The organism is Phytohabitans maris (assembly GCF_031085175.1).
In the GTDB taxonomy this organism is placed as follows: Bacteria; Actinomycetota; Actinomycetes; order Mycobacteriales; family Micromonosporaceae; genus Phytohabitans; species Phytohabitans maris.
Window position 1 is genome coordinate 18,110 of the sequence record NZ_JAVHUY010000015.1, and the last position, 12,779, is coordinate 30,888.

The 12,779-nt window shown below is 73.1% G+C and carries 9 protein-coding genes; 5 read left to right on the plus strand and 4 right to left on the minus strand.

Annotated features, from left to right (window positions below; genetic code table 11):
* Positions 1-7 precede the first annotated feature (7 nt).
* Positions 8-2,140, minus strand: coding sequence for a type 1 periplasmic-binding domain-containing protein (locus RB614_RS17345; RefSeq protein WP_308713551.1), 2,133 nt, complete (start codon positions 2,138-2,140; stop codon positions 8-10).
* A 174-nt stretch (positions 2,141-2,314) separates the two neighbouring features.
* Between RB614_RS17345 and RB614_RS17350 the strand changes: the two genes are divergently transcribed.
* The gene (locus RB614_RS17350; RefSeq protein ID WP_308713553.1) at positions 2,315-3,112 is read left to right on the plus strand and encodes an amidohydrolase family protein; all 798 of its coding nucleotides are present in this window, start codon (positions 2,315-2,317) and stop codon (positions 3,110-3,112) included.
* 232 nt (positions 3,113-3,344) lie between these two features.
* On the opposite strand, the gene RB614_RS17355 is transcribed toward RB614_RS17350, so the two are convergent.
* Complete coding sequence (locus RB614_RS17355; protein ID WP_308713554.1) at positions 3,345-5,411, minus strand: NPCBM/NEW2 domain-containing protein; 2,067 nt, start codon at positions 5,409-5,411, stop codon at positions 3,345-3,347.
* Between the two features lie 386 nt (positions 5,412-5,797).
* Between RB614_RS17355 and RB614_RS17360 the strand changes: the two genes are divergently transcribed.
* Positions 5,798-7,252 (plus strand): DivIVA domain-containing protein, encoded by a 1,455-nt coding sequence (locus RB614_RS17360; RefSeq protein WP_308713555.1) that lies wholly within the window; start codon positions 5,798-5,800, stop codon positions 7,250-7,252.
* A 51-nt stretch (positions 7,253-7,303) separates the two neighbouring features.
* Here the strand turns inward: RB614_RS17360 and RB614_RS17365 are convergent, their stop codons facing one another.
* Entirely contained in the window at positions 7,304-8,710 is a 1,407-nt protein-coding gene (locus RB614_RS17365; RefSeq protein ID WP_308713556.1) for a glycoside hydrolase family 10 protein, read from the minus strand.
* 347 nt (positions 8,711-9,057) lie between these two features.
* Between RB614_RS17365 and RB614_RS17370 the strand changes: the two genes are divergently transcribed.
* Complete coding sequence (locus RB614_RS17370; RefSeq protein WP_308713557.1) at positions 9,058-9,738, plus strand: hypothetical protein; 681 nt, start codon at positions 9,058-9,060, stop codon at positions 9,736-9,738.
* Here RB614_RS17370 and RB614_RS17375 read toward each other — a convergent pair.
* Positions 9,716-10,876 (minus strand): low temperature requirement protein A, encoded by a 1,161-nt coding sequence (locus tag RB614_RS17375; protein ID WP_308713558.1) that lies wholly within the window; start codon positions 10,874-10,876, stop codon positions 9,716-9,718. The two genes, RB614_RS17370 and RB614_RS17375, sit on opposite strands and share 23 nt — an antisense overlap.
* Positions 10,877-11,007: 131 nt before the next feature.
* Here RB614_RS17375 and RB614_RS17380 point away from each other — a divergent pair, with 131 nt between their 5' ends.
* Together RB614_RS17380 and RB614_RS17385 are read left to right on the plus strand one after the other, a co-directional pair.
* Positions 11,008-11,547 carry a phytanoyl-CoA dioxygenase family protein gene (locus RB614_RS17380; RefSeq protein ID WP_308713559.1) on the plus strand — a complete coding sequence of 180 codons (540 nt, stop codon included), beginning with the start codon at positions 11,008-11,010 and terminating at the stop codon, positions 11,545-11,547.
* A 68-nt stretch (positions 11,548-11,615) separates the two neighbouring features.
* Positions 11,616-12,752, plus strand: a complete 1,137-nt coding sequence (locus tag RB614_RS17385) for a sensor histidine kinase (protein WP_308713560.1) — start codon at positions 11,616-11,618, stop codon at positions 12,750-12,752.
* Positions 12,753-12,779 lie beyond the last annotated feature (27 nt).

Genomic DNA, 12,779 nt, shown 5'->3' on the forward strand with positions numbered 1-12,779 from the left:
CCGCCGGTCAGCCGGGGTCGGTGGGCAGGCGTAGCTCCGGGCTCGGCCGCTCCCAGAGGCGGCTCGGGTCGTTGAGCGGGTCGACGTGCCACATCCGGACCGCGATGGTGGGCTCGACGAGCCGGCCCTCCCGTACGGTGGCCGTGGCGCCGGTGGTGAGCCTCACCCCGGCGGTCTCGAGGCTGGTCAGGTAGTCCTCGCCGGGCGGTGGGCGGTCGGGCAGCAGGGCGTCGGCCAGCAGCACGGCGTCCCACATCGGGATCAGGTAGGTGCCGAGGTCGTTGGGGCGGCACGGCTGGCTGGTCAGCTTGGCGGCGGCGTCGAGCGTGCAGGCGTTGCGGACCTCCCCCGCCAGGGCGTCCTCGGCCCGGTCCGCGCAGGTGAAGGTCTCCTCCGGGCGGAGGTTGAGCACGCCGCGCGAGGCGTACATCTGCGTGGTGAGCGTCGTGAACATGCCGTCCGTCAGGTCCGCGCACCCGGGACCGCTGACGTAGTAGTCGACCGGCCAGTCCGCGTTGCTGACCGCGCGTAGCTGGTAGTTGGCCATGAAGCGGCTGGCCGAGACGTCCGCGATGACCAGCCGTGGCCGGGAGTGGCCGCAGACGTCGTTGATCCGCTGGACGAAGTCGGCGAACCGCGTCCACCGGTCGGCGAAGTAGAGCACCGTCGGCGGCCCGCCGGCGTGTGCCGTACAGGCCGTGGCGTCGATCCGGTCCAGGGCGGGCAGGTGCCGCGCGGTGGCTCCCGGGGCCGGCTTGACCGCGGCGAGCAGGTCGTTGACGAGCGACGTCGTGTACTGGTCGGTCGGGTCCCGCTGCTGGTAGATGTCCAGCGCGAACCCCGCGGGGAAGCGCTGCCGCAACCGGGCCACGGTGTCCGCGGCGTAGTCCATGTTGGACGGAGCAAGCTGGAGGTAGCCGGGGCGGTCAACGAACGGCCGGTCCGGCGCCCCGAGGTCGGCCAGCAGGTTCGGGGCGATGAACGGGATGCCGGCGTCGAGGAGCCGGTTGATCGCGCGCTGCGTGACGTCGCGGCTGTCGCCGCCACCGATGACCACCAGGCGCTGGCCCAGCGCCTCCCGGCGCGAGATGACGAGCTGGGCGACGTCGTCGGCGTGCCCGACGTCCTGGGCGGCGTCGGCGATGACCACGTGCAGCCGGTGCGTGCCGGCCGCGGCCATCTGGGTCTGCGCGAAGAGCAGCGCGCGCAACTGGTCGCGTTCGGACGGATAGTCCCGGCCGTCCGCGCACCGCGTGGCGTCCGCGGGGTGCGACTCGCAGGAGAGGGCGCCGAGCCACACCACGGTGAGATCGCCGTCGCGCAGCGGCTGGTTGTTGGCGAGGATCCGGCGCTCCAGCGCGATGGTCACCGGGTCGCCGCCGAAGGCCGGCGCGGCGAACACCCCGGGGTCGGCGGTGTCGAGCAGGCCGTAGCAGCGTTCACCGTCGGCGGTCGTCCGCAGGACCGTGATCCCGGTCGAGGTCGGCAGCGTGTAGCAGCGGTTGACGACGCCGGGCAGCCAGTCGTCCCGGGTCCAGCCCAGAAAGCCCAGCACGAGCGTGAGCACCGCCAGGATCACGTGGTGGTTGGCGGTGAGCGCCGGTTGCCGGGCGATCTTGCCGATCTTGTCCGAGACAAGTACCGGCAGGACCACCGCCGCGATCGAGATGGCGAGCGCGCGGGCCTCGGTGCTGCCCCGAAACACCTCGGCCACGAAGACGGTGGCGCCGGCGAAGACGATGGCCGTGCCGCCCAGCAACGCGACCAGCCGCAGGTTGGGGCTCAGCAGGGTGGCGATGACGCCCAGCACGATCGCCACCAGGATCGTCCACACGCCGACGTAGCCCGTGATCGCCGCGTGCACGACCAGGATCAGCAGCGCGAGCATGGCGGCGAGCCGGGACCGGGAGCGGCTGACGAACGAGGGCCCGCCGGGTCTCGGCGGCTCGTCGCCGGAGTCGGACCGGGCCTGGGCGAGCAGCGTACGCAGTCTCTCGTAGAGCCGGAGCGTGCCCCAGAGCGCGGCGGACGCGGCCAGGACGAGGACGATCGACCAGAGCCCGGAGGCCCCGGCGAGCAGCGCGCGGACCACGATGAGGCCGGCGAGCACCACCGCCGCCAACCGGAGAACGACGTCCACGGTCAGCAGCGAGCGGAAGAACCTGCCCGGATGCGCACGCTTTGGCAATGGGGACCTCACGGAAGGCGATGGCAGAGGTAGCCCTCGATGGTACGAACCACCGCAAACACGAAGGCTCGCCGGCACCGCTTCTCGCCAAGCCCATGATCTATGATATTGGTTATCCTAGAAGGGATGCCAATGATCGTCGATGTGCACTGTCATGTCTGGCCCGACCACATCGCCCCGCAGGTGCTGGCCAGCCGGCCGGCCGCCCTCGACCCGGTCTTCGACGGCACGGTCGGCGGGCTGATCCGCACCATGGACGCGGCCGGGGTCGATCGCGCGGTCTGTCTCGGCATCGCCAACACGGCCCGCCACGTGCGCCGGGTCAACGAGTTCATCGGCTCGATCGACCGCGACCGGCTGGTCCCGTTCGGCACCGTCCACCCGGACCTCCCGGTCGCGGAAAACCTGCGTTCGTTGCGGGACAACGGGATCGGCGGCGTCAAGCTGCACCCGCTCTTCCAGGACCTGTCGCTGGCCGACCCGCGGGTCGTCGACATCGCGCGCGCCCTGGCCGAGGCCGGCATCGTGGTCGTCACGCACGCGGGCGCCGGCGGCGACGAGGCCGCCAACGAGCGCGGGGCGCCCCGGAGCCTGCGGGCGCTGCACGACGCGGTGCCCGACCTCACGCTGGTCGCCTGCCACTACGGCGGATACCACCGGCTCGACGAGGCCGAGGCCGAGGTGCTCGGCTCGCGGATCGTCCTCGAGACGTCCTGGCCGCCGCGGCTGGCCGAACTCGATCCCGACCGCCTCCGCGCGATCATCCGCCGGCACGGCGCGGACCGGATCGTCTTCGGCTCCGACTGGCCGATGGCGGACCCGGCCGCGGAGATCGCCACGATCCGCTCGCTCGGCCTCGACCGGGCCGAGGAGGAGGCGATCCTGGGCGGCACGCTGAGCCGCCTGCTCACCGGTTCAGCGTGATCGAAGCTCCTCTCAAGCTGTTAGGGCCTGGATCAAATTCCTTGCCGGGCTGCGCCGGGCCCAGGCGGCGCCATGCGGCGTCGGGCGTAAGCCCGCATACAACACCGGTATGCGACCTTGCGCCCGCCACCACCTGACGCCGCCTGGACTCCGGCTCGCACCGACAAACTCTTTGATACAGGCCCTAGAGCGACTTGAAAGGAGCTTCGATCACCGGCGGGGGTCGCTGGGGTCAGCAGGTGGCGTCGAGGCCGGCCCAGTCGGCGCGGTCGTTGTAGCCGCCGTCGCCGGCGTCGCCGACCACCAGGTCGAGGAGGCGGACGCCGGTCAGGTCGACGTCGATCCGCGCGGTCGCGTCGCGGGTGACCACCCCGCTGTCGAACAGGACGCGGCCGTCGCCGACCACCTGGAACGTGGCCGTGCCGCCGTCCGGGCCGACGTTGCGCACGGCGTCGTCGATGCCGGCCGTCGCGGCCAGCCGGGCGCAGGCGCCGCCGAGGTAGTAGCGGACCGTCGACGGGGAGGCCACGCCGAGGCCGGTCGGGTACACCTGGCCGAGCAGGCTGATCGGCGAACCGCCGCCGACGCTGAGGTCGACCGTGGGGCTCATCCATCCACTCGTCGCGCTGATCCACTCGTGGTGCGACAGGACGGTGGCACCGTCCGGCGGCGCCGGCGCGATCGTCACCGCCGTACTGGTCCGCTGCCGCTGCCGCCCCTTGCCGATCACCTCGTACGACGTGGTGGCGGTGAGCGTGCCGGTGCCGGGCGCGGTCGTGGCGGGCAGGGTCACGGTGAAGGCGAGCGTGCTGGCGTGCCCGGGCGCCAGTACCGCCGGGGCGTGACCGGTGGGGCGGACCGACCAGCCGTCCGGCGCGGCGAGCGAGACCCGCGGCGCCAGGACCGGGAGCACGCCGTCGTTGCGTACCGCGACCTCGACCCGGGCGGCGTCACCGCCGGCGAGCACCGGTGCGCTCCCCTCCGGGACGGGCGCGCCGCCGACCCGGGTGACCTGGGGCAGGCTCGCGGTCACGTGCGGGACGCCGGGGAGCCCGCGGCTGGGCGCGACCCGCAGCAGCGCGGCGCCGTGGGCCGGTACCGCCGCGCTGAGCGTGCCGCCGCTCTCGGTGACCTGGTCGGTCCAGGCGTTCCGCACGGTGAACCGGGAGCCGAAGAGGCCGACCGCGGCGGCGCGGGCGGTCAGCACCCGCGCGGCGTCCCCGCGGTTGAGCAGCACGACCGCCCGGGAACCGTCGGCGAGCCGCTTCACCCAGGTCTCCGTGGTGCCGGCGGGTCCGACCCGGACGGCCTGGACGGCGGCCCGGTCCTGGTTGATCGCCAGCACGTCGCGGTCGGTGAGGATGTCGACGGAGGCCTGGCTGAGCGTACGCACGTCGCTGCCGATCACCAGTGGCGCGGCGGCCACCGCCCAGAGCGTCATCTGCGTGCGGAACTCCTCGTCGGTCATGCCGAGCTGCGGGCCGAGGTAGTCCGGGTCGTTGAAGTGTCCGGGGCGGACGACCTCTGGGTGCCGGGCGTTCGCGTCGTAGTTGCGCAGGACGTCCTTGAACTTGATCTCACCGACGAACCCCACGTCCGTGTACGTGCGCCAGGACTGGGCGATCGCCGGCGCGTACGTCCACGAGTACGTGGACTGCTGCTCCTCGGGGTAGTCGCCCCAGTCCGGCGAGGTCACCGGGTTGCAGAGGTTGAAGATGATCGGGCGGCCGCTGGCGTTGTCGCGCAGTGCCCGGGCGAACTCGGTGAACACCGTCTTCGGGTCGAGGTCGGCGGCGATCCCGCAGAGGAAGTCCACCTTGACCGCGTCGAACTCCCAGGCGGCGAACTGGTCGGCGTCGCGCTGGTAGTAGCCGTGGCTGCCCAGCCCGCACCGCCCCGGGATGTACGGCCCGGCGTCGGTGTAGATGCCGGCCTTCAGCCCCTTGGCGTGGATGTAGTCGACCAGCGGCTTGAGCCCGTTGGGAAACCGGGTCCGGTCGGCCTGGAGGTCGCCGGCGGCGGTACGCGGCTCCGGGTCCTGCCAGCCGCCGTCCAGCCAGACGATGTCGTACCCGGCGGCGGCCAGCCCGCGCGAGACCAGGGCGTCGGCGGCCTCCCGTACGGCCTGCTCGGAGAAGTTGCCGCCGAGCCCGAAGTACGTGTTCCACCCTTGGTAGGGGGTCGGGCTGAGGGGCGCGGGCGCCGGTGCGGTCGCGAAGGGGCCGGCGGCCCGGGCGGGCGCCGGCGCGACGAGCAGGGCGGCGGCGAGGGCGATCAGGGCGGTGAGATGTCGTTTCACATCAGGTCCTTTGCTGCCCGGCGGAAGGCACGGCGGAGCGCCCGGCCGGGGGCGCCGCGCCCGCTCCTGAGTGGAGGGAGTCGCCAGGACGTCCGCACCGGTCGATGCCCGCGCGCCTGTGTTTCGAGGATCTTCCAGCGGGTTACAGGCGCGTGTCAATATTAATTCATAAAATACGAGTTCTCGCTTCGGTGGAGGCGTGCCCGGTCCGCGGTGACGGACGGCGATGTCCATATGGGACAAGCCAGGTGGCGTAGGCAGGGACGGGAAGAAGGCCGAACACCCCACTATGGCTCGCGGCGCGGTGACGGTAGCGTTTGCGGGCGGCGGGCCGCCCCCTTCAGCCGGCGGCCCATGCTCGCTGTCCGTCGGTTTGGAGGATGCGCATGTCCCAGCGAGGTGAGGCGGTTGCGGCGCCCGAGGGCGCGGCGTCCCAGCGGTTCCAGATCACCCTGCGTGGTTACGACAAAGGGCAGGTGGACCGGTTCGTCGCCCAGGCGGAGAGCGGCATGGCGGCCGTCCAGCGGGAGCGCGACCAGGCGCTGGCTCAGGCCCGCGACCTGGCCGGGCAGCTGCACCAGCAGCGGTCCGAGCTGGCCGAGATGCACGCCGAGCTGACCGAGATACGGGACCGGCCGCGGCAGCTGGAGAAGGCGTCGTACCGCGACCTCGGCGCGATCGTCGACCAGATCATCGAGCTCTCCGAAAAGCAGGGCGAGCTGCTGGTCAACGCGGCCGCGGAGCGGGCCGCCGCGCTCGAGGCGCAGGCGGAGAAGGCGCTCGCCGACGCCCGTGACCTGGCCGAGCGGGTGCGCGCGGCGGGCGAGGCCGCCCACGACCGGAGCATGCAGGCGGCCCAGCAGGTCGACGAAGAGGCCACCAAGCGGGCCGAGCAGGCGCGGGCCGACGCCGAGGCGCTGGTGGAGGCGGCGCGGGCGCAGGCGCAGCAGGAGACCGAGACCGCCCGGGCCAGCACCCACCAGGAGCTGACCCAGTGGCAGGCCACTGTGGAGCGGGAGATCGCCGACCGGCGTTCGGCGGCCGAGCGCGACCTCAACGAGCAGCTGACCGCGGCCCAGGCCAAGATGGCCGACGAGCGTTCGCAGGCCGAGCAGAGCGCCGCCACCTTGCTGGCCGAGGCGCAGCAGCACGCGGCCGAGATCCGGCGCCGCGCGGACGAGCAGCAGGCCAGCCACCAGCAGCAGCTCCAGCTCGTGCAGCAGGAGATCCAGATGCGCCGGCAGGCGCTGGCCCAGCTGCAGAGCGAGCTCGACACCGGTCAGCAGCAGCTCACCCAGGTGCGCCACGACGGCGACGTCGCCGAGCGTGAGGTGGCCGAGCTGTTGCAGCAGCTCGGCGCGGTGCGGCAGGACCTGGCCGGCGAGCTCGACCGGCTGGAGCACGCCCGCGGCTCCGCCGAGTCCGCCGAGCGGCACGCCAAGGAGGTGCGGGCCCGGGTGCAGCGCGAGGCGAAGCGGGTCGCCGACCTGGCCGCCGCCGCGGTGATGGCGGCCGCGGCGACCAACGTGCAGACCGGGGAGTACCCGCAGGTGGGCCCGCCCCGGCAAAAGCCCGCGCCGGCCGCCGAGGAGGTGCCCGACGAGGCGGCCGCGCCCGCCCCGGAGCCGGCGAACGTGCCGGAGCCCGTCCCCGTGCCGGAGGCCGCGCACCGCCCTGAGGCCGTGCCCGCGCCGGCGCGCAGCCTCTTCGAGCCGGGCCCGCGCAACGGTCAGGTCGAGCAGGCCGGCGGCGAGCACGACGGCGGCGGCAACGGAAACGGCCACCCGGAGCACGCCGGCGGCGCCGTACCCGCGCGGCCCGGACCCCGAGTGGCCGAGTAGCCGGTCTCAGGGTGCGGAGGGTGACCCCGCCGCACCCTGGCCCTGTTTCCTCTAGCTGGCGGTGCAGGTCGGCGTCATGCCGGTGCCGACCCCGGTGCCCTGGAAGCCGAACTCCGTCGACTGCCCGGCGGCGATGCGGCCGTTGTAGCTCACGTTCGTGAAGTTGACCGTGCCGCTGTTGGCGCTGCGGGTCGTGTTCCAGGCGTTGGTGATGGTGGCGCCGGAGGGCAGCGTCATCGTGACCCGCCACCCGTTCGTGCCGCTGGCGCCGGCCGTCACCCGTACCGTGGCGACGAAGCCGCCGGTCCACGAGTTGAGCGAGACCGTCGCGGTGCAGCCACCGGTACCCGGAGGCGGTGTGGTGGGCGGCGTGGTCGGCGGGGTCGTCGGCGGTGTGGTGGGCGGCGTCGTCGTCGGCGGGGTGGTCGGGGTGACGCCGTTGTTCAGCGCCTGGAGCACCGCGTCGTACGCCGGCTTCTTGTTGCCGTTGTTGTCGAAGAGCAGCGGCGTCTGGGAGGCGCGCCACGAGTCGCTGTCCCGGATGCCCCACACCGTGATGCCGTTGCAGCGGGCGACCGCGAGGCAGTCGTTGACGACGTTGCGGTACCAGGTGGCGTTGGCGCCCTCGATGTCCAGCTCGGTGATCTGCACGTCGACGCCGAGCGCGGCGAAGCTGGACAGCGTGGTGCGGTAGTTGCTCGGGTACGGCGACTGGTTGTTCATGTGCGACTGGAGGCCGACGCAGTCGATCGGCACGCCGCGCTGCTTGAAGTCCTGCACCATGCGGTACACGGCCTGGGTCTTGGCGTGCGTCCAGTCGTCGGTGTTGTAGTCGTTGTAGCAGAGCTTGGCGTTCGGGTCGGCGGCCCGCGCGGCCCGGAAGGCCGCCTCGATCCAGTCGTCGCCGGTGCGCTGCAGGTTGGAGTCGCGCCGGGCGCCGGTGGAGCCGTCGGCGAACGCCTCGTTCACCACGTCCCACGCCACGACCTGGCCGCGGAAGTGGGTGGCCACCTGGGTCACGTGGTTGAGCATCGCGTTGCGCAGGGCGGTGCCGGACATGTTCTGCATCCAGCCCGGCTGCTGCGAGTGCCAGGCGAGCGTGTGGCCGCGCACCTGCATGCCCTGCGAGCGGGCGTGCTGCACGATCCGGTCCGCGTTCGCGTAGTTGAACTGGTTCTGGTTGGGCTCGGTCGCGTCGATCTTCATCTCGTTTTCGGGCGTGACCGAGTTGAACTCGCGATTGAGGATCGTCGTGTACGCCGAGTCGCTGAGCTTGTTGGCCGCGACGGCGGTCCCGAAGTAGCGGCCCCGCTCGGCGGCGGACGCGCCCAGCGTGGTGGCGGCGACGGCGGAGCCCGCCATCACCGTCGTCATCGCGGCCGCGGCGGCCACACCGGCCAGGATGCCCGACCAGGTGGCCGCGATCCTCGCCTTCCGGCGCCGGAGTTGCTGTGTCATCGTTGCCTCTTTCACACGTGGGGTGGGTGTCGCGACGGCACGGGGCCACGCGAGCATGTTGGGGGACCGCCCCGCGCGCCGTTGGGCGCACCGGGGGGCGGTGAGGTCGGCCGGGGTGCCACTCCGCCAGGCCCGTGGTGCTCGATCCGCACGACCGTCCGGGCCGCCGGCCCGGATCCTGCTCAGGTTACGAAAGATTTCCGGTAAATCCAAGCCCCCCGATGGCCTGGCCTGCGTGCCTGCCGCCGCTGACGGATACCCGACGGCGGTTTGCCAGCGCGGTGGCTTTCCACCATGATCGGTTGCCGGTCGTTCCACTGTGGCTTTCCACGCGAAGGGTGTCTCCCATGGTCGCCAGTGAGGTGCGGGTACCGTCCGAGGCCGTCGCCGGCGACGACATCGCCGACCCGTCGACCGCGCTGCTGCGCGGGCTCAAGCTGCTCCCCACCGATGCCGAGATGAGCAAGGCGCGCGGCATCTCGTCCGCGTTCGCCGGGCCGCCGGAGAGCGTCGCGCTCATCGAGGCCGGCGCGACCGCGGCGAGCAAGTGGTGGGCGGCCGGGCTCAGCGGCCTGGTCGTCGCCGCCTGGGCGGCGATCCGCGGCTGGTGGTCGTCCAACCCGGACAACCAGCACGTCGCGCTCTGGGTGGGTGCCGTCGTGACCGCCGCCGCGATCCTCGGCATCGCCTACCTGCTCGGCTCGGACGTGCGCGGGCGGGCGGCGGTGGCGACCGAGACGGTGCGGGCGCGGGCCAGCGTCGCCGAGGCGTTCGTGCGGGCCGCCGAGCAGGCACACGCCCGCGTCGCCGCCGCGCAGGCCGGCGCCGCCCGCGAAGACGGCTTCCTCATGGGCTTCCTGCCCGGCATCGTGGTCGAGCACGCCGGCAAGCCCGGCGCCGACGAGGGCGGCTGGCGGGTGCTCGCCGTGCTCACCGACGGTGACCGGCGGACCCGCTACCTGCTCGGCAAGGGCAGCCTGCACGAGTGGGTCGACGCCGAGCGGGTCAAGCTTCCGCTCGCTCCATAGTGGAGGACGCGGGCGCCGAGTGCCGGCCCCGCTCGACCACCAGCGGCACCGCGACGACGGCGGCGACCGCGGCCAGCTGGAGCCCGGCGCCGACCTCGGTGCCGACCGGCACGGTGGCCAGCACCGCGGCGGCCGTCAGCAGGCGGCGCCACACCGGGCGTACCCCGAGCGCGTGCCGGATCGCCGCGATGCCGCACAGGTACGCCGCGACGCCGCCGGCCAGCGCCAGCGCCTCCGGCCAGTGCGCGTGGTCGCCGGGGTGGGCGACCGCCCCGTGGATGCCGGCCGCCGCGACGACGATGCCCAGCAGCAGCGGGATGTGCGTCAGCCCCAGCCAGAGCGCGAGCCGGCTGGCCGCCGCGCCGGTCGTACGGGCCAGGGTCACCTCGGCGGCGTGCGTGTCCGTGAAGTACGTCCACCAGAGCCCGGCCGGCAGCGCCAGCGCCAGCACGACCACCGCGACCGTGCCGGCGGTGATGTGCTCGGTGTCCACACCCGCCCCGATCGCCACCACCGACTCGCCCAGCGCGATGATCACCAGCAGCCCGTGCCGCTCCACGAAGTGCTCCGGCGCCAGGTGGAACGAGCGCACCGTGCCCATCCACGAGTGCCGCGGCACCAGGTACGGCACGATCATCTGCAGCGCCAGCGCGCCCACCCAGAGCCCGGTGCGGAGCCCGCCGTCCGCGAACCCGCCGCCGAGTACGAGCAGCGCGGCCCCGATGTTGTAGACGGCGAGCAGCGTCAGCGCACGGCCCAACCCGGCCTGGGTGAAGAGCAGCAGATGCACGCAGATCACCACCAGGTAGCCCACGCCGACCACCACGCCGGTGCCGTCGAACGCGCGCGGCACCCCGACCGCCGCGGTCAGGAAGCCGGCCATGCCGACGAAGAGCAGCAGCTTCTGCGACGAGTGGCGGGGCGGTACGTGGTTGGCGAGCCACACGTACCCGTCGAACATCCACCACATGATCCCGAAGAGCAGCAGCACCTGGCCGACGGTGGTGAGCGTGAGGTGCTCCTCCAGGACCCGGGTGAGCTGGGTGAGCGTGAAGACGAACACCACGTCGAAGAAGAGCTCGACCGTCGTCACCCGCCCGGCCGGGTCGCCACTGTGCCGCCACCGCGTACGCGCCATGGCACGGAGCCTAGAGGGCTTTCCGAGTCGGGGTGCCGCGTCCCGCACTCCCCACGATCCGTGATCAAAGCTCCCCCAAGTCGCTAGAACGACATGAGGGGAGCTTCGATCACAGCCGTGGGGAGCGCGGGGTGCGGCGCGGTCCCACCGGCGACGGCGAGACGCTGGAGATGGCCGGCATCACCTGCGACACCTGCCTGGCCGGCGCGGTCATCCAGTCGCCGCACCGGGAGATGGACCCGGGGCTGTCGTGGGAGCCGCGCGGCTACATCGTCAACATCCCGCTGCACCGCTGCGACCTCGACAACGGCCCGCTGGAGATCTGGCCCTGCGGCAGCCACCTCTGGCGCGACGACGTCCTGCGCGGGCTCGGCTACGACGACACCGTCCAAGATGGACGAAACCCGGACTTCGAGGCGCTGGCCGCCATGTTTCCGTCCCGGCGCGTGGTGCTGGAGCCGGGCGACCTGCTGATCCGCGACCCGGCCCTGATGCACCGCGGCACGGTCAACCACACCGACCGCCCGCGTACGATGCTGGCGATCTGCTACTTCCGCGACGGCCACACGCACAACTACGGCCAGCTCGACCTCGACCGCGACCTGCACGAGCGGCTGGCGCCAGAGGTCCAGCCCCTGTTCGCCGGGGTACGCTACCGGACGGCGGGCTGAGTACCCGGACAAATCAGTCGTACTTTGGGATGATCTGGAGATCGCGCCCGCCTTCGTACGATAGGACCGTGCACCCTCGTCTGCGCTCGCTGCTGGCAGAGCCCCGCTCTCCCAGCGCCCCGGCGCGCGTCTGGCGCGACTGGGTGGTGCTCGCCGCCTTCGTGCCGGCGATCGTGCTGGAGGGGATCTTCCGCCCCGACCTGCAGTGGCGAGCCGGCTGCGTGGTGGTCGCGCTCGCGCTGCTGCCCACGCTGCTCTGGCGGCGCACCCGGCCGCTGGCGACGGTGGCGGTCGCGTTCGGGCTGACCGCGGTCGCGCCGTTCGTGCTGCCCGGCGACCCCTGCCACATGTACTCGATGGGTTTCCTGCTCCTGCTGCCCTACGCGCTGTTCCGCTGGGGCAGCGGCCGCGAGGCCGTGATCGGCTCGGTGTTCGTCGCGGCCAAGGTGGCCCTCGCCGGCTTGGCCGGCACGATCAGCGGCGGCGAGGTGATCGCCGGCTTCGCGGTGATGTTCGCCGTGACCACGCTCGGCGCCGCCGTCCGCTTCCGGGCCAGCGCGCGGCTGCGCGAGTTCGACCGGGTCAAGCTGCTGGAGCGCGAGCGGCTCGCCCGCGACCTGCACGACACCGTCGCCCACCACGTGTCGGCGATGGCGATCCGGGCCCAGGCCGGCATCGCCGCCTCGGCCACCCAGCCGGGCGCGGCGGTCGAGGCGCTCCGGGTGATCGAGGCGGAGGCGTCCCGCGCGCTCGCCGAGATGCGCGCCATGGTCCGGGTGCTCCGCCGCGACCAGCCCGCCGACCTGGCGCCCAGCCCGCGCGTGGCGGACATCGAGCGGCTCGCCGGCCAGTCCCGCGCCGGGCCCGCCGTCGCCGTCGACATCCGCGGCGACGTCGAGGACCTGCCGCCGTCGGTCGGCTCCGCGCTCTACCGGCTGGCCCAGGAGTCGGTCACCAACGCCCGCCGCCACGCCCGCCACGCCACCCGCATCCAGGTCAGCGTCGCCGCCGACGACACTTCGGTACACCTGCGGGTGAGCGACGACGGCGAGGCCGGCACCGTCCGTCCGGCCGGCACGCCCGGCTTCGGCCTGATGGGCATGATGGAGCGCGCCGACCTGCTCGGCGGCAGCTGCGCCGCCGGCCCCAACCCCGACCGCGGCTGGACGGTCACCGCGGTCCTGCCCCGCGCCGGAGCGGCGTGAGCGAGCCCGTGCGGGTGCTCGTCGCCG

Bases quoted from the DNA above. Each gene is read 5' to 3' on its own strand.
- RB614_RS17350 (WP_308713553.1), top strand. From the start codon at position 2,315: ATGCCAATGATCGTCGATGTGCACTGTCATGTCTGGCCCGACCACATC.
- RB614_RS17360 (WP_308713555.1), top strand. From the start codon at position 5,798: ATGTCCCAGCGAGGTGAGGCGGTTGCGGCGCCCGAGGGCGCGGCGTCC.
- RB614_RS17365 (WP_308713556.1), bottom strand. From the start codon at position 8,710: ATGACACAGCAACTCCGGCGCCGGAAGGCGAGGATCGCGGCCACCTGG.
- RB614_RS17370 (WP_308713557.1), top strand. From the start codon at position 9,058: ATGGTCGCCAGTGAGGTGCGGGTACCGTCCGAGGCCGTCGCCGGCGAC.
- RB614_RS17375 (WP_308713558.1), bottom strand. From the start codon at position 10,876: ATGGCGCGTACGCGGTGGCGGCACAGTGGCGACCCGGCCGGGCGGGTG.